At 63.9% G+C, this 26,012-nt stretch carries 29 protein-coding genes; 25 read left to right on the top strand and 4 right to left on the bottom strand.

What is annotated here, in order from left to right:
• Positions 1-15: 15 nt before the first annotated feature.
• Entirely contained in the window at positions 16-612 is a 597-nt protein-coding gene (locus HMI59_RS23215) for a hypothetical protein (RefSeq protein WP_193593951.1), read from the top strand.
• A gap of 101 nt (positions 613-713) precedes the next feature.
• Here HMI59_RS23215 and HMI59_RS23210 read toward each other — a convergent pair whose 3' ends face one another.
• The gene (locus HMI59_RS23210) at positions 714-1,355 is read right to left on the bottom strand and encodes a hypothetical protein (RefSeq protein ID WP_193593950.1); all 642 of its coding nucleotides are present in this window, start codon (positions 1,353-1,355) and stop codon (positions 714-716) included.
• Positions 1,356-1,447: 92 nt separating this feature from the next.
• On the opposite strand from HMI59_RS23210, the gene HMI59_RS23205 reads away from it, so the two are divergent.
• The 3 genes from HMI59_RS23205 (at position 1,448) to HMI59_RS23195 (ending at position 6,583) form a co-directional block, all read left to right on the top strand.
• Positions 1,448-1,603: a hypothetical protein gene (locus HMI59_RS23205; RefSeq protein ID WP_193594391.1), complete on the top strand. Its 156-nt coding sequence runs from the start codon at positions 1,448-1,450 to the stop codon at positions 1,601-1,603.
• Positions 1,603-2,271 carry a nuclease-related domain-containing protein gene (locus tag HMI59_RS23200; protein ID WP_193593949.1) on the top strand — a complete coding sequence of 223 codons (669 nt, stop codon included), beginning with the start codon at positions 1,603-1,605 and terminating at the stop codon, positions 2,269-2,271. Before HMI59_RS23205 ends, HMI59_RS23200 begins: the two co-directional genes overlap by 1 nt.
• Positions 2,272-2,335: 64 nt before the next feature.
• Positions 2,336-6,583, top strand: a complete 4,248-nt coding sequence (locus HMI59_RS23195; RefSeq protein ID WP_193593948.1) for an FtsK/SpoIIIE domain-containing protein — start codon at positions 2,336-2,338, stop codon at positions 6,581-6,583.
• A 267-nt stretch (positions 6,584-6,850) separates the two neighbouring features.
• Here the strand turns inward: HMI59_RS23195 and HMI59_RS23190 are convergent, their stop codons facing one another.
• Positions 6,851-7,597 (bottom strand): hypothetical protein, encoded by a 747-nt coding sequence (locus HMI59_RS23190; RefSeq protein ID WP_193593947.1) that lies wholly within the window; start codon positions 7,595-7,597, stop codon positions 6,851-6,853.
• Between the two features lie 253 nt (positions 7,598-7,850).
• On the opposite strand from HMI59_RS23190, the gene HMI59_RS23185 reads away from it, so the two are divergent.
• From HMI59_RS23185 to HMI59_RS23170, 4 genes are all read left to right on the top strand, one after another.
• Positions 7,851-8,357, top strand: a complete 507-nt coding sequence (locus HMI59_RS23185) for a hypothetical protein (protein ID WP_193593946.1) — start codon at positions 7,851-7,853, stop codon at positions 8,355-8,357.
• A 141-nt stretch (positions 8,358-8,498) separates the two neighbouring features.
• Positions 8,499-8,654 carry a hypothetical protein gene (locus HMI59_RS23180; protein ID WP_193593945.1) on the top strand — a complete coding sequence of 52 codons (156 nt, stop codon included), beginning with the start codon at positions 8,499-8,501 and terminating at the stop codon, positions 8,652-8,654.
• 94 nt (positions 8,655-8,748) lie between these two features.
• Complete coding sequence (locus HMI59_RS23175) at positions 8,749-9,627, top strand: metal-dependent hydrolase (RefSeq protein WP_227471672.1); 879 nt, start codon at positions 8,749-8,751, stop codon at positions 9,625-9,627.
• Positions 9,628-9,725: 98 nt separating this feature from the next.
• Entirely contained in the window at positions 9,726-10,304 is a 579-nt protein-coding gene (locus HMI59_RS23170; protein ID WP_193593944.1) for a DNA-binding protein, read from the top strand.
• Here HMI59_RS23170 and HMI59_RS23165 read toward each other — a convergent pair.
• Positions 10,301-11,278 (bottom strand): hypothetical protein, encoded by a 978-nt coding sequence (locus HMI59_RS23165; protein ID WP_193593943.1) that lies wholly within the window; start codon positions 11,276-11,278, stop codon positions 10,301-10,303. The genes HMI59_RS23170 and HMI59_RS23165 overlap by 4 nt on opposite strands.
• Positions 11,279-11,491: 213 nt before the next feature.
• Here HMI59_RS23165 and HMI59_RS23160 point away from each other — a divergent pair, with 213 nt between their 5' ends.
• Entirely contained in the window at positions 11,492-12,088 is a 597-nt protein-coding gene (locus HMI59_RS23160) for a hypothetical protein (RefSeq protein WP_193593942.1), read from the top strand.
• Between the two features lie 62 nt (positions 12,089-12,150).
• On the opposite strand, the gene HMI59_RS23155 is transcribed toward HMI59_RS23160, so the two are convergent.
• The gene (locus HMI59_RS23155; RefSeq protein ID WP_193593941.1) at positions 12,151-12,606 is read right to left on the bottom strand and encodes a hypothetical protein; all 456 of its coding nucleotides are present in this window, start codon (positions 12,604-12,606) and stop codon (positions 12,151-12,153) included.
• A 165-nt stretch (positions 12,607-12,771) separates the two neighbouring features.
• On the opposite strand from HMI59_RS23155, the gene HMI59_RS23150 reads away from it, so the two are divergent.
• The 16 genes from HMI59_RS23150 to HMI59_RS23075 all read left to right on the top strand — a co-directional run bounded on the left by HMI59_RS23150 (position 12,772) and on the right by HMI59_RS23075 (position 25,987).
• On the top strand, positions 12,772-13,395 hold the full coding sequence (locus HMI59_RS23150; RefSeq protein WP_227471671.1) for a hypothetical protein: 624 nt from the start codon (positions 12,772-12,774) through the stop codon (positions 13,393-13,395).
• A gap of 734 nt (positions 13,396-14,129) precedes the next feature.
• On the top strand, positions 14,130-15,026 hold the full coding sequence (locus HMI59_RS23145; RefSeq protein ID WP_227471670.1) for a hypothetical protein: 897 nt from the start codon (positions 14,130-14,132) through the stop codon (positions 15,024-15,026).
• Positions 15,023-15,433 carry a hypothetical protein gene (locus HMI59_RS23140; RefSeq protein ID WP_193593940.1) on the top strand — a complete coding sequence of 137 codons (411 nt, stop codon included), beginning with the start codon at positions 15,023-15,025 and terminating at the stop codon, positions 15,431-15,433. The genes HMI59_RS23145 and HMI59_RS23140 overlap by 4 nt, the downstream gene beginning before the upstream one ends.
• 324 nt (positions 15,434-15,757) lie before the next feature.
• Positions 15,758-16,033, top strand: a complete 276-nt coding sequence (locus tag HMI59_RS23135; protein ID WP_193593939.1) for a hypothetical protein — start codon at positions 15,758-15,760, stop codon at positions 16,031-16,033.
• Between the two features lie 55 nt (positions 16,034-16,088).
• Positions 16,089-16,784, top strand: a complete 696-nt coding sequence (locus tag HMI59_RS23130; RefSeq protein WP_193594390.1) for a hypothetical protein — start codon at positions 16,089-16,091, stop codon at positions 16,782-16,784.
• 76 nt (positions 16,785-16,860) lie between these two features.
• Complete coding sequence (locus HMI59_RS23125; protein ID WP_193593938.1) at positions 16,861-17,592, top strand: hypothetical protein; 732 nt, start codon at positions 16,861-16,863, stop codon at positions 17,590-17,592.
• An 87-nt stretch (positions 17,593-17,679) separates the two neighbouring features.
• Complete coding sequence (locus HMI59_RS23120; RefSeq protein ID WP_193593937.1) at positions 17,680-17,898, top strand: hypothetical protein; 219 nt, start codon at positions 17,680-17,682, stop codon at positions 17,896-17,898.
• A 733-nt stretch (positions 17,899-18,631) separates the two neighbouring features.
• A complete protein-coding gene (locus tag HMI59_RS23115) occupies positions 18,632-19,075 on the top strand; it encodes a hypothetical protein (protein WP_193593936.1) in 444 nt (147 codons plus the stop codon).
• A gap of 98 nt (positions 19,076-19,173) precedes the next feature.
• Positions 19,174-19,659, top strand: coding sequence for a hypothetical protein (locus HMI59_RS23110; protein ID WP_193593935.1), 486 nt, complete (start codon positions 19,174-19,176; stop codon positions 19,657-19,659).
• 11 nt (positions 19,660-19,670) lie between these two features.
• Positions 19,671-20,621, top strand: coding sequence for a hypothetical protein (locus HMI59_RS23105; RefSeq protein WP_227471669.1), 951 nt, complete (start codon positions 19,671-19,673; stop codon positions 20,619-20,621).
• A 95-nt stretch (positions 20,622-20,716) separates the two neighbouring features.
• The gene (locus tag HMI59_RS23100; RefSeq protein ID WP_193594374.1) at positions 20,717-21,484 is read left to right on the top strand and encodes an oxygenase MpaB family protein; all 768 of its coding nucleotides are present in this window, start codon (positions 20,717-20,719) and stop codon (positions 21,482-21,484) included.
• A gap of 43 nt (positions 21,485-21,527) precedes the next feature.
• On the top strand, positions 21,528-22,508 hold the full coding sequence (locus HMI59_RS23095; protein ID WP_193593933.1) for a hypothetical protein: 981 nt from the start codon (positions 21,528-21,530) through the stop codon (positions 22,506-22,508).
• The gene (locus tag HMI59_RS23090; protein WP_193593932.1) at positions 22,505-23,341 is read left to right on the top strand and encodes a hypothetical protein; all 837 of its coding nucleotides are present in this window, start codon (positions 22,505-22,507) and stop codon (positions 23,339-23,341) included. The genes HMI59_RS23095 and HMI59_RS23090 overlap by 4 nt, the downstream gene beginning before the upstream one ends.
• Before the next feature lie 80 nt (positions 23,342-23,421).
• The gene (locus HMI59_RS23085; protein ID WP_193593931.1) at positions 23,422-24,327 is read left to right on the top strand and encodes a hypothetical protein; all 906 of its coding nucleotides are present in this window, start codon (positions 23,422-23,424) and stop codon (positions 24,325-24,327) included.
• 58 nt (positions 24,328-24,385) lie between these two features.
• On the top strand, positions 24,386-25,321 hold the full coding sequence (locus HMI59_RS23080; RefSeq protein WP_193593930.1) for a hypothetical protein: 936 nt from the start codon (positions 24,386-24,388) through the stop codon (positions 25,319-25,321).
• Positions 25,322-25,345: 24 nt separating this feature from the next.
• Positions 25,346-25,987, top strand: coding sequence for a hypothetical protein (locus tag HMI59_RS23075; RefSeq protein WP_193593929.1), 642 nt, complete (start codon positions 25,346-25,348; stop codon positions 25,985-25,987).
• Positions 25,988-26,012 lie beyond the last annotated feature (25 nt).

Here is a 26,012-nt window from a genome sequence, read left to right as displayed (position 1 = left end):
GGATGAGGAGATGGAATGACCAACCCTTTCGACCATGCCTACGACGCTGCGCTCCGGCGCGAGGAGGATGACCGGAACCGTGAACTGCAGAACCAGCGTGCTGACGCTGCCAACCGCCAGCACGCCCGCGACGTCGCCGAACCGTACCTGCTGAACGTTGCGCCAGCGGTTCTGCGCCGGCTAACCGGCCTGGGGATCGAGCCCATCACCGCTAACGTCGGCGGCCAACCCGCCTGGCTGGCACCTGCTCCGCCGACAAAGGTTCCGTATTGGCCGCTGCAGGCCACGTACGGGCCGGACGGACGAATCACCGCCCTCTACGGCACGCAGCTGTGCCTGACAGCCGAGGGGTACTTCGTGCTGAACCCGAGCCTGCCAGGGCCACAGGGCTTCACTGAATTGCTCGACTCTGTTTACGTCATCCGGCAGCAGCCGCTCTACAGCAACGTTGAACACTCTGCCCCGGTGGTCGTTGAAGACGGGACCGACCGCGTCTGTGTCGCCACCCATGGGTACGACAACGCCATCGTCACGGAGTTCTCGGACCATGTGGCCGAACAGGTGCGGCTCCTCCACCGCGCTTCCCAGCTCGGACCGATCTGGAACCACTAAAGACGCACCTCGGCCCCTCCTTTCCGGCTCCGCATCATCTGGCGGTGCGGCCACCCGGTCCACAGTGAACGTGCCAGATAACAGAGTTCCGGTGATTGACGTCAGTAGTAGTGCTGGTAAAAGCGGGTGTCGGCAATATCGGGCTCGTCGGCCACAATCCACCCGTCATCCTGGGATCCTCCTGCCAGGATCGCCGCCGCAATCGGCACCCCAATGAGTGCTCGCAGGACGTCGTCATCCCCGGGATAGGTAGGCGCCCTCCTGAGGCGGTAATCCGAAAGCAGCGTGAAGGATGAGCGGTGAGCGGGCTCGACATTCGGGTAATAAATGAAATGGGAGTAATTGGCCACTTCCGCATAGCCGCCCTTAATTGCGGTAAGTGATTTCTCGAAAACGACGCCAGCCTTCCATAGGGCTGCGTCTTTTGTTAACAAGACGTCAACTTGACTAAGACCGTCGTCATATTGCCAACCGCGAAGCAGCCAACCGTTGCCACGGTATTCAACGTGAGCCAGCCTCCTCCACTTGTATTGGCCCAGTTCAGGTGCCGCAACAAGTTCGGTTAGTAACCTCTGCGCGTACAGCGGTCTTGTTCGGGCACCACGTTCGACAAGGAGGTCGCGCAACTCCATGGTCCATGGGCTCGTCCACGGACTGAACTCCTCGTCCATCTTAGCCACCTGACGGTCTTTCGCTTCTCGTTGTGCCTGCTGAAACTCAGCAGCGTCATCCAATAGACCCACGGTGTCCCTCCTGCCATCAATCAGGTTGCGGATATGTATCAGGATGCCATCCGGGACACCTCTGCCCCCTATGCCTACGCATGTTTCAGGGCATGAGCGAAAAGAATCTGAAAGAACGCGTCCTGGATCAAAGCGCCAAGGACAAGCAGGCCATTGAAGACTGGATGTTCGGACCCGGCGGCAAGATCCTCGGAGCCATCATCGTCATCCTCGGCATCTGGACCATCGTCCGGTTTATCTGGTCCTGATGACCAACGGCATCTACGGCCGCGCCGCCACCGGCCTGCAGGACACGTCCTGGGCGGTGAACGAGAACGTCGCGAAAATCGGCGCCAAGGGTGAGCAGAAGACCGAGGCCCTGCTGAACGGTTTTGCCAAGAAGGCCGCCGTCCTGCACGACCTGCGCATCCCGCTGCCCGGCTTCAAATCGAACATCGACCACGCAATTGTCTCCGGCAAGTCGGTGCTGCTGATCGACTCGAAGATGTGGAAGCCAGGCTTCTACTGGTCGCTGCTCGGCTACCGCCGCGGCTGGGAGAAGACACCCCACATCGGCAAATCCCAAGAGTACGTCTCCACCGCGATGAACTCATTCCTCAAGGGCACGGGCGCGAAAGTTCTCACCCCGCACCTCGTCGTCTGGTCCTCCCGCGACGGGCAGCCGCTAAGCACCTGGATGCTCAACGTTCCAGGCGCCCAGGTCGTCAACGGACTGGGCATCGTCCCGGTGGTGAAGTCCTTCGTCCGCGGCGGCTCCGCCGACCCCGCCATCGTCCGGCGGCTCCAGGAACTGCTCGTCAGGACGACGCGGCCGACACGGCAGCCGGCTGCCGGTTTCTCCGACTCGGGCCGCTTCGCAACACCGTCCCGGCCGGCGCGTCCCGACGTGTACGCCGACGCTGACCCGTTCGCCTGACTGCCGCCGGTATCACAGGCGCATAGAAAAACCAGAACAGCTTTCACCCTAGAAAGGGCCACCCATGGCGGCACCACGCAGGAACCAGGCACCCGGAAAACCCATCACCGGACTCGTGATGCTCGGCGCCGTCGCCGCGGCCGGCTACCTCGTCTACCAGGGCTACCCCGGCATCGCAGCGATCTGGGCCGGACTGCTCGTCTCGGCCTGGACGTACCCGCCCGCGATGTTCACCGGCAAGAAGGACGCCCGCGGCTACCCATCGCCTGCCCACCCTGGCGAACAGGCTGCCATGAACAAGTACCGGCTCTGGGAAGACCTGAAGTTCAAACTCGCCCTGCCCAACCCCGACTGGCTGCCCGGACTCAAGCCGCGGCTGTCTTTCCTCATCGCCGCATGGGCCGGCGCCGCTGCGCTGCTGGTCCCGGTCAAGGATGAGACCCACACCGGCGGGTACGGCCCGTGGATCAACGCGGCCGCCGCGTTCATCGTCGTCGCCCAATACGCCGCGTCCCGCCGCCGGACCCAGGTCGCGGACGACGAGAACCCCGGTGCGCGCGTCGACTCGCTGATCGCCCTGGCCAAGAAGAACCTCGGCCAGGTCATCGGCCTGAGCATCGGCGGGCTCGCCGTCGGCGCCGTTGTCGGCACCGTCGCAACCGTGCTGCTGCCGATCGCCACTACCGCCTTCGGGGTCCCGGCTATCCCTGAGCCTGCCGTCTGGGGCCTCGTCCTCACCGGCGGCCCCCTGGCCCTGCTGTCCCGGGCTTGGATCACCGAGGCCCTGGAACATTGGCGGGTCGTGGTCGCCGCCCGCGAGGAATGGAAGAGCCGATGGGAGATGCTCAAGCAGGACCCGGCACCGCGGCTCATCGACCGTCAGGAGGTCGGCCCCGCCATCATCGACACCTTCGACGCCCCAGCAGGCACTGGCTCGGCTCCGTACTTCGTCATGGCCGACAAGATCAACCCGACCCTGGGCACCGGCGCGAAGTTCGCCGTCCTGGATGTTCCCAACCTGGACTCCAACAACTCACCGGTCCCCGGCACCAAGAACCCGCTGCGGTTCGAGATCGTTCGCTGGCCGGCAGACCAGATGCCTGACATCACCGACCCTGCAACACCCAAAGAGGTCGTCTACCAGCTGGCCCGCTGCGCGATCGCCTGGGCCGCCGACGGTGTCTACTCCCGCCCCGTGATCGACGACGTGCACCTGCTCACTGTCCCACCGGCACCGGCGGAAGAAGGAGAGGAACCTGCCCCTGCTGGCGGCGCCGCCTGGGCGATCACCTGGTACCTGCCAGACGGTCCTCCCGCTTCCTACATCCGCGCGAACGGCCGCAACGAAATGTCTGAAGCTCTTCAGGCCCTCGTCCTGGTCGACCACCGAGCACAGAACGGCGCCGGCTGCGCCTACGCCGGGGCGCTCCTGGATGCCGACACAAACTGGGACCCCGCCTGTGGTCTGACGACCAAAGACATGAAGAAGATCGCCGACGAGGACACCTGGAACCAGCGCTGGGCCGAGGCTGCGCCCAAGCATAAGGCGAACCCGCCGATCATGGAGGCCTCCACCGCTGCCACCGCCCGGTTGAAAAACGGCGTCACCGTCCACAACCTTGCGTTCATCACCCGGCAGGGCATGACCCCGCACGACTTCTTCCTCTTCGAAGACAAGCTGAACTCCACACTGAACGCCGCACCGTTCGTCTCGATGACCGGGTTTCAGGGATCGGGCAAGCGCCCGGGCGAACGACACCCGCAGGCCTTCTGTGTCCGCTGGGCCACCGAGGCGGTGCCGGCCAAGCCCGATGACCTGGCACCGGTCCCCCGTTCGGAGGCACCCAAGTGGGTCCTCGCCGGCCTGGTCAATCAGGCGTTCAAGGCCGCCAAACTCGCCGACCGGCCTGAGGTCGCCTCGGTCACCTGCCTGACCAAGCCCGAGTCGCGCCAGCACATCTGGCGCATTGACCTGCGCCTCTACGGCGGCGTCACCCTCAACGAGGTTCGCGGCATGGCGCAGAAGATCCGCCAGCACTGGGCGTCCGAATGGCTGCGGGTCGCCGCAGCCCCCGACGGCTGTACCATCGTCGTCGGCGCCCGCCCCTCCAAGGTCCAGCTCGCCAGCCCCCGCCACGAGCAGTACCTTGAATCCCTGAACTGGGACCAGGTCTTCCTGGACTCCGGCCTGTCCGGCATCGGCGGTCTCATGCCGACCCTGACCAACGTCGACCACATGCCCCGCAACCAGCAGGTCTCCATCCTGGACTTCGACCTGACCGGCACCGGCCTGGACTTCACCTCCTTCACCGGGGTCCGGAACAAGCTGGAGTCCAACTCCATGAACGCCTTCGTCGAACCGCGACGGGTGAAGAACAGCGCCACGGCGATCCAGCTGCTCACCTGCGAAGTGAACCCGATGCCCGAGAAAGCCGGCTACGACTGGGACTACGTCATCGACTCGGACTTCATCCCGTTTGCGGCTGGCGTCGACGGCGAGCCTGTCGAATACAACTTCAAGCTCGACCCGCACCTCCTGGTTGCCGGCGCCTCCGGTGGCGGTAAATCGGTACTGCTGCAGTCCCTGGCGTTCGGTGCCCTGATCCGCGGATACGAGCTGTACGTCGCCGACCCCACCAAGGGCGGCGCCGACTTCAAGTTCGCCGAGCGGTACGCCCGCGCGTTCACGGCGACCCCGTTCGAAGCCGCCGCGATGATGAAGGGCATCTACACCGAGGTACTGCGCCGCAAAAACCTCAACACCGAGCACGGCGTCGGCAACTACCGCGACCTGCCCGAGCACCTGCGGCCCAGGCACATCGTCATCCTGCTGGACGAGTTCACCTCGCTCATGGGGCAGGACCCGGTCCCGCCCCTGAGCGATGACCCGGAGATGGAGCTGGAGCGTGACCTGGTGATCGCCACCAACCGGGCCAAGATGGAGATCGGCGTGTACGCCGGCAAAATCGCGCGCGAGGCGCGCTCCGCCGGTGTCACCCTGTTCCTGGCTACCCAGAAGCTGGCCGCCAAGATGCTCGACACGATCCACGGCGCGGGCGACCTGAAGGTGAACCTCTCCCGCCTGCTGATGGGTAAGGCCACCTACGGCGACAAGCAGTCGGCCCTGCGCGCACCGCAGGATGCGCCGGACCTCGGGGACGCCATCCCGCCAGGACGCGGCCTGTTCGAAACCACCGCCGGCGCGGCCATGGCCATCCAGGCGTGGTACGACCCAAGAGAGCAGGAGGTGCTGAGAGAGAAGCTGGCCGAGCAGATTGAACCTCTGGACGAGGACGAGAAGCTGGACCTGTCCCCGTTCATGATGAAGATCCCCGAGCCCGCGGGCGCGGCCCCGGAGGCATCGACTCCTGCACCGCAGCCTGCCGCCGTTGTTGATCTCGGCGAGATCGAACTGGACCTCGATGACCTGGACTGGTCGGACATGGACGTGGACGCAGATGACAGCGACACCCCGGCCGCAGCTGCGGGCACCGCAGCTGGCCAATCAGCTTCTGGAGAAGACCCGGACTGGGCCGACGAGGATGTTGCCGTGAACGAGGAATCGGCCCTGCTCATCGACATCGACGGAAGCCTGTCACCCTTCACGTTCCGTGACGGTCTGCACCACATCGCGGCCCCCGGACACGGCACCATCATGTTCGACCCGGCCATCCTCGACCGCCTGGCGGCCTTCCCGGTCACCCAGGCGTGGCTGAGCTCCTGGGAAGACGACGCTCCGGACAACTTCGGACACATGTTCCCGAGGGCCACCGAGGTTCTCATCGCGGACACAGAGGACTCCGGCTGGTGGAAAATCGACGCCGCACTGGACTGGCTCAAGGAGAACCCCCAGATCCGCCGGGTGGCCTGGGTGGACGACGAGCTCGCCTCCGAAGACCCGATCCTTGGCCTGACCTACCGGGCGATCGCCGAGGACGCGTTCGAAGCCGCCGGCGTCGACACGCTGCTGGTGGTTCCCGACGCCGACCGCGGCATCACCGACGCCGAACTGGATGGCGTCGAGGCGTTCTTCGGCACGGCCGGCCCCACCTCTGGGGTTGCCGCGGCAACGGAGGTGCCGGTGGAAGAACCGGTGCCCGCACCGCAGGCTGCCGCTGTCGCCTCCGCTGACCTGGACTGGGCTGCCATGGAAGCTGACGTTGACGTTGCGTGCGCATCCGAACCGGACGTGGAGGACCCGTTCGCCGGGCCGGCTCCGGCCGACGCCATTCCGGACCCGCTCGAGGACCCGTTTGCCGATCCTGCCCCGCGGAAACGGTTCGTCCCCGACGACGAGGATCCGTTCGCCTAGGCCGCTAGAAACTCTCTTGCTCTGACAGACATCCGCCGTGCAGCCCAAGTGTGAGCAGTCCCAAGCATCCACCGCGAAGGCCACGCCGTTCAGACCAAATCACGCTAGTGCTGGCTGCTGTGCAGCAGTGTCCCCTACCACGATTTGGCGACCGCTCGGAAAAATAGCTTCAATCACCGCTGACCTCCAATGGATCCAGGCAATTTGACCCCCTAGGGCTGGCCTTCGGCGCATCAGACACCTCACCACTCGACATCTAACCCAGTTCTACCTCCGATCCCGTGGACGAATATATTCCCCACCAAGGCAGCGCTCGGCCATCTCGATCAGACCGGCAGGAGTGATCTCCGGAAGATCATCTGTCTTGGATTTTCGTTTGTCCCATCGGCCATGTTTTGACACAACCTGGGGAAATCTATGTCCACCCAGGCCGTAGGAGTCCGAGACAGCGAAGAGAAGTTCCCACCCCTTGGACCCCCGCTGGCTCATGGCTTCAGGCGAGAGAAGCAATTTGGGAGCTATGTGCTCCATTACAGATTCCAAAGCCAAAGAGATCGCATCAGAACCCTCCGCAGAACCAATTCCCTCGAGGACAGCCTTCTCAATCTGACTCAACTCTGGATCGTGTCTAATCCCCTTAACCCAATCTGAGAGTTTAGATGTGAGTTCAGCGCGAAGCCTCGCTGGACCATAGACCTTTCCAGGCTCAAGCCCATCGACTTCGGCAGGGTGTTTCTCCCACAGCCAACTTCCGTCGCGGAAAACAGTGAACTTTACTACCGGGTTTGGATAATCGCTCCAGGCGCCGTCCCCTACGGTAAGCGTGAACTTCGCCCCTTCCCAATGCCTAAGCAGCATTTTGTCGGTGAAATCCAAGGCACCTGCGAACTCATCGATTAGCGGTGTCAGATCCAAAGCTAGCCGTTCGCTCAACCTGTCTCTGGCACTGACCGCCGAGACCGTGCGCGCCTGATCGCCATCAATCTGTCGATTTGCGTCCTCTAGCATTCCCATGAATTCACCCGATTCCCTATCTTCACGACTCCTGGGGCGATTTTACGAGGAAAACCTTGTCTTCGAGATGACTATGTCTTCGAAGGAAAACCTTTCAATCCCAAAAGGAGGCGAGCCCGAGCCGCGCGTTTCGGCACACCCCTGCTGGGAGTGGCCAGCGTGTGGCGGCCCGCGATCAACGCCCTACGTCTCGTGCGCCCCACGCCCGCTCACTCCGGGTAGCTACAACAGCTTCTCCGCACACATCAGAGCCATGACTACTGCACGCACCATCAGATCCGAAGCCCACTGGGACTCGCTCCCGATCGGAACACTCGCCCGAGTCGGCTACATCGATCACGACGACGACGGCAATGAAGCTGACGGGGGGACCATGACGATCCTGCGCGTCGAGGGCAACTTCCGCGCCAACGCCGGGGACTACATGCTCGCCGGCGGCATCTACTGGACCGAGATTTGGGGCTGGGAGCAGGGCACGGTCGTCCTGAACACCTCCACGATCCCCGAACCGGAATTCGATGACACCGCGGACCCGTCCCACCTCGACGCGATCAGAGCCGTCGATGCGGCCATCGCCGGTCACGCCCAACGCGTTGCCGACCTGAACGCGACGCCATACGCCGAGTATGTCAAGATCCCGCGCGAAGCCCACCCGAACGAAAGCCCGGCGCAGGACATCGTCGAGGCGCTGGCAGCCCACGGCTGGGCACCCACCTTCGTGCCACAGGAACATAGGAAGCCACACACAGCCAAGACATGACACACCACAGACCCGCATCTCCCGCGGCATCCCCTCCGGCGGCCAATTCGCCGCCACCGCCCACTCCGAACCCACCCTGTCCCTGGACGCTTCAGCCACCGACCTGGCCGTTCGGCCAACCTGAACAGGTCACGGGTGCAGGTGACACTGACGGAGGAACAAGCAGCGAACCTGCGTCGGGCCACGACACCCATCGCCAACACCGCCGCCCGTCTCGACACTGTCCCCATCACCGTCGATCTAACCGCAATCGACAACCACATCCGTGACATCCAGGCGCGCCTCCGCAGCCGCTGACCATCGCCGCCCGGCCAAGGGTCCCCGTCTCTTCGGCGGGGACCCTTAGCCATGAGGCCGCACACATGAGGAAGAGAAACCAATTCTTCCGATTGTGAAAGGACTGCCCGCCGCCATGATGGGAGCCCACCACGCAGCCTGCGGTGCCGCCGCCTGGGTTGCCCTGACCACCAACATCCACGTCGACATCTCAGCCGTTGCCGACAAGGCCGCCTTCTTGCCGCACAGCCTGAACATCGGCTTCGGACTACTTGACGTCAGCCCGGTCGGAATCGTCACCGGCGCCCTGGTTACCGCCGGAGCCGCGATGCTCCCGGACGCAGACCACCACAACGCCACCATTGCCCATTCCCTGCCGCCGCTGTCCAACGCCATGTGCGCCGGGATCGGAAAGGTCGCAGGCGGCCACCGCCACGGCACCCACTCCGTTATCGGCATCGCCGCGTTCGTCTTCGTCGCCTGGCTTGCCGGGCTCTGGACCTACGACCTGCAAGGTTTCGGCACCATCTACCCCGGCGCCGGTATTCTCTCCGTGCTGTTGGTGGCCTTTGCCGCCAAGGCCTTGAAAATCATCCCGGACCGGATGCGCAAATCCCCGTGGGCGGTCGGGTTGAGCATCGGTGCCCTCATCACTTTCTTCGCCCCGCAGGAACAGGGCTGGTTCCCCATCGCCATGGGCATCGGCGTCATCATCCACATCCTCGGGGACATGATGACCACCGAGGGCTGCAACCTCGCCTGGCCGTTCGCCATCAAGCCTCCCAAGGCGATCGCCAACCTGCCATTCCTCAAGCAGTGCTGGCACTCCAACGGCTACATGACCATCCCGGTCCTGGGCCACGCCGGATCCATCCGTGAATGGCTGCTGCTGGTTCCGATCGGCGCCTACGCCATCTTCGGTGTCGGTTCCACCCTGGTGGGCATGGGCCAGTCCGGGCTTCACGAAATCGTCGCCATGGCCACCGCCCGCTGACCCGGTCGTCGCTAGAGGAACACCAGGACCGGCGGCGCGGCGGTAACAGCGGTAACGGGTAACGGCGTTACCATCGTTACTGACGATTGGAGCTACCGATGACCGCAGAGCAGACTCCCGGGCAACAGCAGGAGCAGACCCCGGAAGACCGCGCAGCCGCCGCGGCGGAAATCCTCGCAGCCGAAGGAGTGCCGGTAACAGCACGGGCCGTCCGGGAACGTTCGGGCGTCCGGATGTCCCTGGCCGCCGAAGCTGCCCGAGCCTGGAACGACCAACAGTCTACGGAACAGGCCATCCCTGAAGCGCCGGCACCGGTCCAGGCCCGCTTCACAGCACTATGGCGGGAAGCAGTCACTCTTGCCCGCGCCGAATTCAACGAGGCCCGGGCCGGCTGGCAGGAGAAGATCTCCAAGGCCGAACAGGAGCGCAACGACATGGCCGACGACCTCGGGAAGGCCGAGGACGACCGCGACAAGGCGCTGAAAGCTGCCGCGAAAGCTGACGGCGCCACCGCCGCCGAGCGCTCACGGGCCGATAAAGCCGAAGGCCGGGCCGAGGCCCTGGAAGCGGAACGGGACCGCCTCCTCGGGGAACGCGATGGCTTGTCCGAGCAGTTACGCGAGCTGCGTGAGCAGCTGGCGGCCGGCAAGGCGCAGGAGGCAAAAACCGAGGGCTAGCGCACGTCCCCGGGCATCGCCCCGGTGTACAGCCTGGCCATGCCGTTCAGGCCAGCGATGGCGTCATCAATTGTGGTCCTGAGCATCTCGTGCTCCACAAAGGCCGGCACCGCCTCGGCCGTCCGTTTCGCTTCGACGAACTGGATGACCTCCTGCGTTCTGGCTTCCAGGACGCTACCTGCCAGGTGCACCATCTCGTGCAGGTGGCCGATGGCGTGCCGGATGTAATCACGGACTTCAAGCGGGGTTCCGGCGAGCAGCTCAGGATAGTCCGGGTCCACGTCGTGGGCAGGCGCAGTCGCAGTGCCTACCGACAGCCAGTGCTCCGGAATTTCATCTTCGTCATCCTGCTTCCAGTAGACCTGCAAATCCGTCGAGGTTCTGCTGATCGGATCCAGAGTGGTAGCCCTGATGTTCAGGTTCCCGAACGGGCTCTCCTCCAGCATCACGCCGGCCAGGAAGCCCAGGCGGCAGTGACCGCTGAACTGATCAGCCCACACGTGCCAAGGCCGTGCGCCAGGGTGATCTTCCCCAACGCCGCCGTTCATCGCCAGGTACGCGACCGCGTTGAGCAGATCGAAGGCCATGTATGGGTTTGTGGGCTCAAGTTCATCAAGAATGACGGCCGCGGCTTCATGGATCTTCGCGAGCTGACCCGCCAAGTCGGCAATCATGTCCGCTTCATCCTGGCTCGCACCGGGGAAGACCAGTTCCGGTGAATCCATCCGCTGGACCCGGCCTGCGACCTGGATCCAGTCGAAACCGTCCGGGTCCGACCAAACAGTCAGCTCGATCTGGTCGTCCACGTCAACAAAGGCACTGGCAGTCATCAGCACTTCGCCGTCAGCGTCACGGGACCCGAACTCGACCGACTCAAGGTCGCTGTCGGCGCACAGGTGCTCAAATTCCGCTACCGCCTCGTCATCCTCGTCGAAGTCGTACTGCCCGGGGTGCGGATGGCTGTGCTCAGACACGGATGCTGCCTTTCGAATGAGAGGTTGTTCCGCGACAAGGCTACGCGTCGAAAGCGACAATTCAACCGGGGCCTGAGGTGATCCGGGTTGAGTGCTTTCCCCGCGGCCCCATCGAGGCCGGTGTCGTAGATTCCCCTAAAATCCAAGCCAGGGAATAGTCCGTCCAGCGGGCGGCTGTAGCCACCCCGCCGCGCTGCCGCACACATGGTCGGCATGGAGAACATCACCAACCGGGTCCCTGCCGGCATCGCCACCGGCGGCCAGTTCGCCCCCACTGGGCACAGAGAGCCATCCATTGCCCTCGTTCCGGCACCGATCGACGATCCGGACTTCGACTACGAGTTCGAAGCTGACCGCGGACCAGGCCTTCGCAAAGAACTGGAGGCCCTGCCCCGGATCTCGGCGAAGGCGGCCATCAATGCAGGGAAGGTAGCTGACCTGCTCCGGGACTCGTACCCGGAGTACTGGACAGGCGAGGACGGCGCACCGCAGACCCGTGCCGACGCCGTAAAGAACCTCGAGCAGGAGCTGCGCCACCTGCCACGGGACCAGCGCGAGCACCACATCGAGCTGGTCCGCTTCGCGGTCCACGAGGAAATGAAGCACTGGGCCGACCGCGGCCACGTCCTGAACCCGGAGCACCGGTACGAGCTGATCATCGACACCTCGGACTACGCCGACGAGGATGACTTGCTCGACAACGGCCAAGAGGAGAACCGCGAACGCTGGGAGCTGCTCGCCAACACCGCCGCGTACTACGCCGTGGCCGCCGACAATTCCTGCTCAACCCACCAAGGCGCCGCCGCCTGAGGTGACACGAAAAGAAGGCCCGCCTGAGTCACCAGGCGGGCCTTCGTCGCATGTCCCCGAGTTCAGCGCCGGTTCTTCTCCAGGACGATCACCACGCCCGCGAAGGCAATGGTCACCAGAGCCGCGATCATTGAGATCTTGTCCCCGCCCGCGGTGCCGCTGTAGTCCATGCCGCCCAAGCCCAGAGCGGCGATCAGGATGGCGGCCGCGAAGCTGCCAACAAGCCAGGGCGTGGCGCCTCCCCGCTTCCGCTGCTTGACGATGATGACGATGCCGGTGACGAGGCAGCCGATAGCCCCGACGATAATAAGGAAGTTCATCCAGCCCACAAACGGGGTGCTTGGGCCCAGGCCCTTGGTAAACAGCCGGACAGTGGCATACAGGACGCCCCAGGCGCCGAAGGCCAAGGCAACAACTCCGGCCGTGATCCGCCAAGGCGACGCGACGTTCGCGGTTCTGTTTTGGCGGCGGACCTTCTCCGCGGCATGTCCTGCTTCAGTAGGTGTTTCAGTGCTCAATGATTCTCCTTGGAAAGCTGCTTGTAACCACGCGGGAGAGCACGCAGCATCCTAAAGAAGTGCGAAATTCCCCCCATCCGAGAGCAAGTGTAAGTGCGGGTGTTCCCCGATCGGGTGCACGCCACTCATGTCGTAATTGTCAGAGGCAAGCACTACTGTCCGGCCATGAAGACATTGCTTGGAAACGCCGCACACATGCAGCCCATGATTACACCCCTGCCCGGCCGGCCCCTGGTCCTTGTCGATATGGACGGCTGCTTCTTCGACTGGGGCAACGCCCTCAACCGCATCCTGCTGCAGCTGGATCCCAACTACCCGATCGTGCCCCTGGGCGAGCAGATGGACTACAACCACCTGTGCGGTCCTGGCGGTGACCGCGCCATCCTCCTTCAAGCGATGAACACCGAGGGCCTCTACCGGAACCTCGACCCCATGCCCGGCGCTGTCGAGGCGATCCTGGCCATGGAGGAATCCGGACTGAATGTCTTCTTCTGCTCAACGCCTTTCGCGACGCATCCGACCTGCGCCTCCGAGAAGCTGGCCTCCATCGAGGAGCACCTGGGGAGCCGCTGGGTAAACAGGGTCATCCTCACCCATGACAAGACCCTGGTCCGCGGCGATGTGCTCATTGACGACAAGCCCGGCATCACCGGAAACATGGAGCCAACGTGGACGCACCTGCTCTTCGACCAGTCCTACAACCGCGCCCTCAGCGACGCTCCAAGGCTCAGGGAGTGGAAGGACTGGGAGGCAGCCCTCTACCCCCTTTTGCAGATGGCCGCCGCTTAGGCACTGTAACTCAACACTTGAAGCCGTACCGAAAGGTGCGGCTTCTCCTATGCCTGGACAACACCCAGTGCAATCCGCAGCGCCCGTGGTTCACCCGAATTCCGGGAAATCGATGAACCCGACGGCATTCCCTGGCGCCTTCGAGATGGGTGCGATCCGTTTTCCGGTGCTCAAAAGCAGCGCTGAAAAAAGCTCCTGGAAAGCAAAATGGCCCCCGTCCGGGAGCCATGTGATAACCATCGTCTCTAAGAGGCCAATGTCGTTCCTCAGGTTATCACATGAGGAGAAAGGCCCGTCTCTCACGAAAAGGGATTGCTGCACCGCGAAAAAGCAGGGAACAGCGGTGGAACTACCGGCGGTCGTGCCGGAAAACGGCCCTGCTTCCCAACACTGGCGCGGTTTTTGGCATCGGCATGAGCCTCACCCGACCCAAACCACCCGGGAGAGGACATATATATAAGGCCCCAAAGTACTCTCTTACTAAGAGCTGGAGGGGTCTCTGGGAAGAGAACAAGGGGGCCCCTTATATATATCTATCTTTTTGGTCGTTTAAGTAGAGTAGTAGTAGTAGGGGGCCCTATATTCCCCGCCATTCCGGGGATTTTTCCACCCAACCAGACGGCGGGTTTTCGGACGGCCGGTGGGAGCCAGGCGGTAGGGCGACCAATTGGGCCCCGAAGCCCTTCCGGCCGAACCCGCAGTCCCTTTCGGTGGCAGCCGCACACATACCTGGCATGACCACCTCTCAGAACCGGCAGCCCAAAGGCATCAGCACGGGAGGGCAATTCGCTCCCGGCATCCATGCCGAAGCCACCCTCCTGCTTGATCCGGCCCACCGCCCCGTGATCCTCGCCCCCGGCGACAGCGACACCTTCACCGAACTCGCCGACGGGGACGTCATCGAAACGCTGAACGTGAGCCGCTCCGATGATGGCTCCGGCTACTGGGTGTCCCCCGCCAAGACGGTGAACATTGCCAGCCTCATCACCGACAGCGACCCGCGCCTGAACGGTAAGGCCCTGGACGCCTGGCTGGAGCACAACAGCCCCGTCATCGAGGACTTCCTCGCCGAACGCTACGAGGCCGTCGTGACCACCGACGAAGGCTGGAGCGAAGCCGGCATCGAATGCACTGCCCAGCTCCCGGATGGTCCCCTCACCGAAAGCCAGGTTGTGGACGGCGCGTGGAACGGCACCAAGATCGTCCAGCTGCACAACGAATCCGACCACGGCTCCTTCGGTTCCGAAAACCTTGGCCGGCTCATCATCGAGCGGGTCGAAGGTGCCACCGTCATCGAAGACCCCTACGTCGCCCGCGGCGCCGGCCTCCGGCTTGGTCACGACGTGGTGGCCCGCCACGTCGATGAACGCCACGGAAAGCGTCCTGTCAGTGATGCCGTGGCCGTTGCAATCGCCAAGGAGCTCAACGGCATACGCAGCTCCCGCGGCATCATTGCCTACCCTGCGGTCGGTCGGCTGGCCACCCGCGGCTATGTCGACAACGCCGCCGTCGACCTCGAGCTGGAACGAGCCCTGACGGCAAACCAGCAATCCTTCTACCCGGACCGGAAGCTGGCCCGCCGGATCGAGTCGCTGCGGACCTGGCTGCGCGACGGCGGTGACAACGCATGAGCATCACCGCCCGGCACCCGCGCGGCACCCGTTCCGGTGGCCGCTTCGCCCCCGACGTCCGCACGGAACCGTCGCTGACCCTCTCCCCTGGCATGGCCTCCGCCGAGGTTTATCGGCGGTACACGGAGAACGAGATGACCAAGGCAGAGCAGCGTGACATGTCCCGGCGCCTTGTCCGCGGCGCCTACGACTCCAAGGTGCTGCACAAGATGGCAGGCACGGCGAACATCAATGAAGCTGGCGACGTTCTGGCGGCCGCCCAGGACGACGAGAAGCTGGACGCCGCCATCCACGCCGTCGTCACCAACGAACAGCGAAACCCCGGCACCGTGCACCCGGACAGCATCGGCTTCCAGCTGTGCCGGCAGCTGCTGAACGCCCAACGGGCCACAAAGCGCCCAGCCTAGGACGAGTCACCCCGAAACCCTGCCGCCCGGTCAGCCTGTGGGTCGCAGGGTTCCGACGCCTTTCGGCCCCGCCCCACACAGCACCGGTATGACCTTCACCGCCATGGAACACCCGCGCGGCGCCGGCGGGCGCTTCGTCCCAGCAGTCCGTGCCGAACCCGGCACCACCCTGACAGCACCAGAAACACCGGAAGCCATCCATGCACGCCGGCTCCGGGCAGCGCGCGAGATCCTGGCCGAGTATCCGGACCTGGAGATCATGGATCACTCCCCTGCCCGCCAGAAGACAGTCCGTCTCGAAGAGCTTAAGATCCGCGCCTGGCCTTGGGAAACTGCTGGGCCGCCACGAACGAAATCATCGAACAAGTTGGCGCCCGCGGGTTCGGCGCCGACTGGCTTGATGAGATCACGATCCGCCGGCGTCGCTTGGGCGGCCAGCATGTCGCACTCCTGGCCGGGGACCGTGACGGAACCTATGTCATGGACTACACCGCACGCCAGTTCCACCCTGACCTCCCGTTTCCGTATGTCGCCGGCGTCGAGGAATGGAAGGCAGGAGTGGAACGCGCCTCCGGCACCCGCTGGGTGGCCGCCGACTGAGCTGCGGCACGAGCACCATCAAACAAAAAGTGATACAGCCGCACACAGACCAGGCATGACCGAAATCTCCCGTCAGCCCAAGGGCATCCCTGTCGGCGGCCAGTTTGCCGCCACTACCCACTCTGAACCGGGCATCGCCCTGGAACCCAAGGTGACACCCGGCCAGGACGCCGACGGCACCCGCTGGACGTTTGACGGTGACGAATACACCGATGTGTACCTCAGCTCCGAGAACGGCATCGAAGCCCGCGTCACCACGGACATCCGCGAAGGTGGCGCCCGGGCCACCGTCGTGGACTTCCGCGGCCGGCATCCTCTCGAGGTCTCCGAGCAGACCCACTTCGAATCCCTCGACGAGGCCAAGGCCCACGCCAAGGCCGTCCGCGCACAGGCGATGAAGCACGAGCACGTCTACATCTCGCCCGGGTTCCGGTCCCCCTGGGGCGAGGTCCAGGAGACCAAGACCCTCGCCGTCGGCATCGACGCCGTCTACACCGCCGGCCATGGCGGCCTGAAGCTGAGCCACACCCGCGCTGCTGAGATCGACCCGGCCTGGGCTGAGACGGCTGGCTGGTTCGAAGAGGACTGCGCATGGGCCAAGGCCGCCATCACCCACCACCAGGACCTGCCGGCCAATTACGTCGCAGAAGCACACAAGATCGCCAGGCGCTGGTATCCGGAAGAGTACGAGGCCATCGTCGGCAAGGATCCGGCCCGGTATGGCCTGAAGGAATTCACACCGCAAGGCTGATGACGGTGCCGAAGCCGCCCGAGGTGAATCCTGGGCGGCTTCGGTATTTCCGGCGCCGGCCGTACACAGACCGGTTATGAGCACAGAGACCCCAGCCCGCCAGCCCAAGGGCGTTCCCGTCGGTGGCCAGTTCGCCGCCACAGCCCACGCCGAGCCCGAAGTGAGCCTGACCGCGCCTAAGGTCAGCTCCCGTGGCCGGACCACATCCGTGACCCTCCCCAACGGCACCGTCGCGACCCGCACCTCGAAGACCAAGGAGTACACGCACGCCGTCGTCCTCGGACCCGAAGAGCCCGAGCTGGTCATCAAGAACCGTGAAGCCCGGATCCGCAGTGCCCAGGCCGACATCGCGGCCCGCGAAGAGGCACTGAAGGATCCGAAGTTCGCCAAGAAGCAACGCTTCCGTGACAGCGACCCGGACCATGACCACCGTGGCGAGCCGGTCTACTACGGCTTTGAGTATTACCTGATGCCGGCCGACGGCAGCCGGGAGCCGCTGGAGACCATCCGCGGCAACTCGAAGGGCGACACCAGGGGCTGCTACGACCCGGAAACCTTCGACTACGACGTCCGCAAGGTCGGCCGTGCCATCCCGGAGCTGAAGCACCAGACCCTGCTGCGCATCAAGCAGGCCAAAAAGTCTATCGTCGAGAACCAGGCCGACATCGACGCCGTCAAGAACGGCACCTACAACTTCGGTACCTACGGCGTCCCCGCCTGGTCGAGCCGTCTGGACCTGGCCCAGAAGGCTGCCAACCAGTACGCCGGCTGGACCCGCCGCGCCACGGTGGTGCCCGTCGACGGCTAAACACCGCAGGAGGGGGTCGGATCTCCGGCCCCCTCGTCCTTCCCTCGTCTGGGCAGACTTTTACCGGCCGCCGCACACATCAGGTTCATGACCACAACAATCGCCGCAGTACGTCCCGAGTTCACCTTCGCCGCCGCCGAACAGGACTTCAGCCTGATCCGCAACGCCAGCGACCACTACAGCATCCTTGACTCCGCCGGCTCCACCTACACCATGTTCAGCTACGGCGGTGATCCGGAGGACAGCTTCGAATTGGAAGCTGCCGCGGTTGCCGCCGTCGAATACAAGATCACCCACGGCCTCTAATACCGGCCCCCAATCGACGCAAGCCCCGGCACATCGCCGGGGCTTGCTCTGTTTGCCGGCGATGTGATGCGGACCTGGGCCCTGGACGCTCAAGGAACAAGCCGACAAAGCCGACACCTCGGTCGAAGCAGCTGAAGCGAAGCTGAAGAACTTTGACTGGGCGGCCAGTTATCCGGGAGATGCCGCAGACTGCCCTCCGCGGCCAGGTACGCGGGCATGATTTTGGGATGGCCGGGAATCCTCCCGAAATCATGCCCGCCTTCCGCAATGAGGGGTCAGGCAGCGTGCCTGCTCTGATGCGGGTGCCGGCTGGCAGTACCGGCGATCCGACTCCTGGCAGAGTGGTCCGCGGGACTCTCGCCCGTTGAGCATCGGGGGCACAGGCTGAGGTCGGTTAGATCCCATCCGCTGCGGATGGCCATGCGAAGACTGGCGGCCACGTGCAGGTTTGCCTTGAACGTGGCACCGCAGGCGCATTCCGAAGAGGACCCGTCGCAGGAAATTACTACATTCCGCGTCGTTCGTACGCCCACTGTTGTCCCCTTTTTCGATAACCGCACCGCCGTCCAGCCGGGCTGCGAGATGTCCCCTACAGAAAAATTAGACATGTCCAATTCTTCCCCGTCGAAGAGTAGACACCAAAAAATTAGACATGTCCAATTCTGGTAACGTCGTATACGCAATATGCATTGGGGAACCAGCGCCTGCCGAGGCAGGCCAAGAAGGAGCACCATTGACTGCTGACGGGAAACATACACCCACGCCCGGCGCCGACCTGGCGAGGAAGATCAACCTCCTGATGGATACGGCGGAAGCTGAGGGCCGGAAAATCAGCGTCAACGACGTTCTCCACGCCATGGCGGAGGCTGGAACACCGCTGTCCCGCGCCAGATGGCACTACATGCGGGCTGGGACCGGTCCAGTTGTCAAGAAGATAGAGCTCCTGAAGAATCTCGCCAAATTCTTTGGTGTCAATGAGGAGTACCTCCTGGACACGAACAGTGACGTCCCGGTGAGGGTCGAGGCGCAGATGGAGCTGCTGGCCACGATGCGGGAAAACAAAATCAGGAACTATGCCGCTCGACAGCTCGGGGAACTGAGTCCCGAAACTCTCTTGCAGATCCGGGACATCATCGACAAGCGGCTAAAAGACCACCGTTCCGAGCAGTCCGACTGAGCCCGATGAGCCCCAAACCTGTGACCCTTCGCTGATACCCTCAGAGGGTGGGGGCTGGGGTCCTCACGGTCTCATCGAAACACACAAGGAACCACGCCATGGACTACGCCGCAGCCCGCGCTCGGGCCAAGGAAGCAGAAGACAGCCTGATGCTCACCGAGCCGGTTTCGTTGCGTTCGACACAGCGACATCTTGAGGTCCTTCGCGGCCGCCAGATTGTCATCGAGCCCATGGAAGATACCCCGACCGACAAAGTTTGCGGACTCTGGTTCGGCCTGGATGACGTGGACCTGATCCTCCACGCGGCAGCTGCCTCGGAAATGCATAGGCTGCAAATCGTTCTTCACGAGTTCGCGCACATGATCCTCCGCCACCAGCAAGAAGCGGTATCGCCGGAGTACGCCCGAATGTTCTTTCCGGACCTGGAGCCGGACAGGGTCATCATGGCGCTGAAACGCTCAGACTTCCTCGATGAGTTCGAGGTCACCGCAGAGCTCCTCGCGGATCGCCTCGCCGCCCGCATCCGCCGGTCACAACGTCTCAGCGCAGGTCAGCCTGGGAACTTTGCAGGTGTCTTCGGGTGACTTCGCTTCTTATGGCAGTCGCCCTGGCCATGCTGGCGGCCGCCCGGATCCCAGCCTCGCGGCGCAAGGGCTCCGATACCGTCTTTTTTGCCGCGGTTTTCGCGAGCCTGTCGGCGGTACTCATCTACCCTCCGATCTATATTCCGCTCGATGGCCTGCTCGGCGGAACCAATGTAGTCAAACTGGTGCTGCAAAGCCTCATGGTCCTTGGGCTGTGGTTCCTGCGGACCGCGATCATCGATGCAGTGTCCCCGGAAACCAGCAGCAGCCAGAGAACAAGCCTGCACCGAATCCCTCTGTTCCTTGCGCTGGCCGCCCAGACCGTTACGTTCATCCTCTCCGCCCCGACCCGGACAACAACGCAGTGGAGCGACGATTACGGTGCCGAGCTGATGCCGGCCCTGTTCTCGTTGACCGTTGACTGGTATGTGGCTTGGGTTTGCGCTGAGATTGCTTACACCTGCCTAAGGTTTATCCCCCGCATGTCCGGGACGTTCCGGCGAAGCTTCACACTCGTCGGAACTGGCTGTGGAATCGGTGCGATCACCATGTTCGTCATGGGCGTTGAAGCTCTATCTTTGGCCACCACGGTGATACCGACGTTCAACCTCCGCGACACCGCCACTTACAAACTCCTTGAACTGACCAGCATCGCGCTTGTAGGGATCGGGCTCACGCTGACCTCAATTATTGGGCGACGCGACAGGTTGCGGATAGCCCGATGGGAAGTAGATACCCTGAAGCAAATCAGGCCAATCCACGATAGAGCTCTTGGCTGTGTCGGGAAGAACCGCGCCTTGAGGGCCGACGAAACGGCCCCAGCTCAGGATCGTTTACACCGCATGGTTGTCGAAATTTGGGACGCAGAACTGGCCGCAGGAAGCAGCAGCGTCCTCACCGCTGAAGAACGCGACTACATCCTCAGCGTCGAACGGCGGCTAGACCTCGAACACTCTCACTGACCCGACACTAACTCCCTAGGATCACTTTGCGCTTCACACACCCCTCGCGACTTGCTGATAGGAATACGGCTGCAGCCTTCGACCTGTACCGGGACATGGTCCTGCACACGTTTAAGTCAGAATTTCGGGCCGGATTCTTCATCGCGTACTACCGAAATTTCGCCATTCCCACAATCGCAAAAACACTGGTCTCCAGGGGCGAGACAACAGCCCGCCCAATGAAACGCTCCTACGACACCGGCATCGTCATCCACGAAATTATTGTCAACGGCTTCGACAGCGAACGCGGCAGCGCGATGGTCGAGTTACTCCGCCGCGTTCACCGCAGCGTTCCTGGAAGCTCCGAGGATTTCCTCTACGTTCTGATGACCCTTCTGGTCATTCCAGTCCGATGGGCGGACCGGTACGCCTGGCGGAAACTAACTGAAGCGGAGCGGGAAGCATCCCTGGCGTTCTATACCGAACTTGGTTCCAGGATGGGTCTTGCCGAAGCACCACACTCATTCGCTGAAGCCGCCGCTTTCCTGGACGACTACGAAAACCGGAACATGAAAGCCAGCCCCGAGGGTGCGGCACTTATGGATGCCACGGCTGAAGCCCTGGCAGTGACCCTGCCCGGGCCGTTGAAAAGCAGAACCAGGACTGTCTTGGCTTTGATGATGGACAAACCGGAGGTCTCTGCCGCCCTGGGAATGAAGCCGGTCAACCCGGTATTCAAGCGTGGATTCGACATGATCGTTCGCGCGAGGGGCTTCATGACCAGGTTCAAGGAAGTACCGTCCCAGCCGGCGTTCATCCCGGGCACGTCCGGATCTGCGGTCTACCCAAACGGGTACCAGCTGGAGGAGATCGGACCGAGCTGACCTCGGCCACACAAAGTGTCGCGCAGCCGTACACAAACAGGGCATGACCGAAAACATCACACGCCAGCCCAAGGGCATCCCTGTCGGCGGCCAGTTCGTCGCCACCACCCACGCAGACCCGGTTGTGGATCTTTCGCGGGCAGCCGACCACCAGGCCGCTCTGGCTGAGATGGGTGCCGCAGCCCGCGCCGGCGTCACTCACTCCTCCGCCGGTTACATCGCGGCCCTGATGAAAAACAGCCCCACGGCGGTCTACGACGAGAACGCCGCCACACTGGCAGCAGCCAACGGCTGCACCATCGAGGACATCCGCGGCATCGACGCGGTCTTCAACAACGGCCAGCGACCGCTGCAAGTCACCGGTACCGGCGATGAGCTTACGGACCAGGTCGCCGCCGGAGGGCTCACCGGACAGCTCGCGCCCTACACCGGGTCCAACCCGGACATCGCCGACGGCGCCTGGACCTATACCTCTGACAGTGGACGCGAGCTCGTGCTCAGCCGCAACGAAGATGGTGACTTCATCGTCTGGAACGAGGACCGCGACGACGACTTTTCCTTCCACATTGAAACGGCGGCCGAGGATGTGACGCCCGAGTCAGCGGTCGCCTCCGTCCGGGATGCGCTCTGGACCGTGGCGGTCACCGACGCGAACTACAACATGCCCGGCGGCCTGCGCTCAGGCGATTTCTACGAGCTGCGCGAGGTCACTGTAGAGAAGGACGCCAACGGAAACCCCTACGGCGAAATTCTGGCCAGCAACGACGACGGCATGTGGACCACCCTCCGGCACGATTTCAAGACCGGAACCACCACGGTGGACCGGGACAGCCAGCGCCTGGACGGTGTGGCCGCTGACTGGGAAATGGCAGCCGTTTTCGAAGGCCTGCACAGCGAACCGGACAACGGCGACTTCCACGCCCACGCTAAGAACTTCTTCGGCGCCCTCCTCAACGAGTCCGCCAAGGACCTGGACGCACCCCGCTGGGCAGCGGAGTCTGCCAGCATCGAGGGTGCCCGATGAACGCCGCACGCCAGCCACAGGGCATTCCCACCGGCGGCCAGTTCGCCCCGGACTCCCGGTCCGAACCGACCATTCACCTCTCCCCTGCCGGAGACAAAACCTACACCGCCCCGCTGACCGGCGCTATCGAACTGCGCAACGCCAGCTTCGACCAACTGCCCGAGTGGCCGGCCGGTCTGCCGGACCCGGAAGTAACCTTCGACTTCAGCGACGGCAAATGCGAAACGAACATCACCGTCGAGAACAAGATGATGACCTTCTGGGACTCGGACAGCGACGGAACCATCAACGACGCCGACAACGGCAACAACCCGTGGGAAGACTTCGACGAGGAGGACCAGGAAAAGGCCCTCGAATGGGGAGAGAAGGTCCACCAGCGGATCGACTCATCCACGTACGGCATCATGATCGAGGCCTCGCACCAGCCGGCTGTCCACGACATTGTCCTCGCCCACGCGCTCGGCAAGGACCCCGCCGCCGCTGCCGGGCCCGACCTGAGCGACCGGAAGACACGGGATGCCTACGTGGTCGCCGCCTCGGAGCGCCTGGCTGCCGCAAACCAGGAGCTGCAGAACGTCTACATGATCGGTGCCGCCCAGGAGCTGCGCGCAGCCTGCCCTGTCATCGACTCGTTCGAACTCACCGTGGACGAAAGAGGACGCCTGGAGGTCGCGGCAGCCTGGGACGAAGACGGCAACTCCGTCGACGGCGAGGAGGTCTACGCGGCAAGCCACGAGGTTTTCCGCTACCGGAACGAGGACGACTTCAACACTTTCCTTGACGGACGGACCATCACCGTCGGGGAAGCGATCGCCTTCCGGCCCGCCGGCTGACCGCTGTACGTCCAGAGGAAGGGCCCTGCTTCGGCGGGGCCCTTTGCCGTGCCTGGACAGCAGCCGCACACACTCAAGGCATGACCAGCACCCCTAACCGCCAGCCCAAGGGCATCCCCACCGGCGGCCAGTTCGCCGCCACCGCCCACGCCGAACCTGACGTCATCCTCGCCACCACCCCTGCCGCCGGGCTGGACCTGCCCGAGGGCGCCTTCCTGGGCCGGCACGCCCGCTGTCCCGAACCCCGGCCCGAGGAATGGGTGTTCGGCGAGGATGCCTCCATTGACGCCGCAGTCGGCACCGTCATGGATGGGCCCCTCTCCCGCGGAGTCGTCAACGCCCAGCGCCGCGACGCGTTCCACGCCTGGCACGAATGGGCGATGGCCCGGGCCTTGGAAACCAAAGACCCCGCCTACGACGACTTCGTCGCGGGCCTTCGCACCGGGGTCGCTGCGCTCTACGAGAGCCGCATGGATCATTACGACCCCTCCCTGGACCGGTTCGAACCCGGTGGGACACCGGTCTACGTCGCCGACCACGCCCTGCAGATCTCCGGAACCAAGCGCACCTCCGGCAAGGACCGGGAGCACTGGCGCAAGCTGCTCAAGCACACACCGTCTGGCGCCTGGCACCGGGGACACCTCGCCGCCGGCCTGGTGCTCTCAGGAGCGGACGGGTACTGGGGAATGCGCCAGCACCCGGAAGACGCCGTTCACGGGCCGCAGGACGATGCACCGGATGACGTCGACGACGCCACGGACGAGTCCAACCAGATCTTCGACTTCGAGGTCATGGGCGAGGAGGGCCTGTCCACGTACAGCGTCGACAACCTCGGCGGCGGCAACTATGCCATGTACGACGAGGACGGAACCAGCATCGAGTTCGAACACCACGGTGACCCGGAGGACCACTACAGCATCCAGGACAAGGCGACAGCTGCCCTGAAAGCGCGGGGCATCATCGACGACGACACCTGGACCTTCTGACCGTCCGGGCCGCCCGGTGTTTCGGCGCCGGGCGGCCCGAGCCGCACACATCAGAATCATGACCACAGCCACAGCACGCCAGCACAAGGGCATCCCCGCCGGCGGCCAGTTCGCCGCCACCGCTCGCACCGAGTCCGGCATTGCTCTCCGCCAAGAGGCTCCCGTCATCCTGCCCGGATCATCGGTGGCCTACGGAGAAATCGTCGCCGAGCACATCCACGCTGACGGCAGTGAGAGCACGCTCCACGCCATGACCACCTCCCCGGAATTCGACAGCCAGCTCCGCGCCTACCTAGGTGTCGAGGACCCCGAGGCGCTGGTCACCATGACGATCGAATCGGTCTACTACGAAGTGGACGAGGGCCAGGTTTACACCGCGACATGCGGCGGCCAGGAAATCACCTTCGAAGTCCTCTCCAGCTTCCTGGACAAGATGGGGGCCGCCGTCGCCGCGAACGCCAACGCACAGGGCCGGCCGGTCCGCGTCCACCGACTGTTCCTGACCGCCGGAGAGCACGCGGCGGGAGGTGCGCCCATCAGGGAGGTCGAGCCGGAAAACAAGGCAGAGTCTGCGTCCCTGCTCAACAACCGGGCAGGGCTTCCCGACGGGGAGGTCCTGCACCTGGAACTGCACCACGAAACCACTCCGGACCACGGACGCGATGGCTACGTCGAAGTCGCAGGCCCAGCCGACGGCCGTCCGCTGATCGTTCACACCGGGTCCACCAATCACCACTTCCGAGTCGCTGCCGGCACTGCGGTCATCCGTGCGGACTCCTCTGCCGGCAACCACCTCGTCATCGGGTCCGGCGCCCGGGCCACCATCGTCTCCTCCCCCGACGCGCATGTCAGGGTCCACGTTGAAGACAGCGGTCACGCCCTGTTCCGCTGCGAAGCCGAAACGGACCGCTTCCTGGCTTTCACCGAGGGCACTGGCACCGTCGAGGTCCAGTACGGCACTTCCGGTCCCCTCCCCTACAACCGGCGCACCTGAGTGTCAGCCGCACACATCAGAACCATGACCACCACACCAACAGCACGCCAGCCCAAGGGCATCCCTGCCGGAGGCCAGTTCGCCGCCACCACCCACGCCGAACCTGGCATCGTTCTGGTCGGCGGCCGCGCCGAATTCGTCTCCGACTCCCACCTCTACGCCCGTGAACTCGAAGCCCTCGCCGGCCCCGGCGCGGTGATCGAAGAAAAACACCCGGCCACCAAGTCCGAGGCGCGCCGGCTGTTGAAAAACACCCGGGGCGAAGCCGGCGGGAAGATTCGACTGGTGCGCCTGGAAGCGTACAGCTCCCCTGACACGGAGCCCGGGGAGCGCGTCGAGATCGTGGGGCCCAAGGACGGCCGCCCCATCATCGTTGATGTCCGCTCAGGCATCCCCAACTTGAAGGTGGTTTCCGGCACCGCGATCGTGCGCCCACTTTCGAACTGGGGCAACTCCGTGGACGTCGGTCCGGGCGCCGAGGCGGTCATCGTTGCAGATGCCTCCTACAAGATCACCACCCGGTGTGACGAGGGCGGCAAGGTGACCTTTGTCTGCCCGACCGAGAAGAACCGGTTCCGGCCGTTCGGTGACGGCGAGATCTTCATGGCTACCGGCACTGATGCGGACCGGGTGCCCTATGAGCGCCCCGTTTACGAGCCGTTCTGAGGTTTCCGGAGTGGTGTAGAAGCGC

The sequence above is a fragment of the Paenarthrobacter sp. YJN-5 genome (assembly GCF_015040095.1).
Classification (GTDB): Bacteria; Actinomycetota; Actinomycetes; order Actinomycetales; family Micrococcaceae; genus Arthrobacter; species Arthrobacter ureafaciens.
This window is presented reverse-complemented; position numbering and strand designations above follow the sequence as displayed.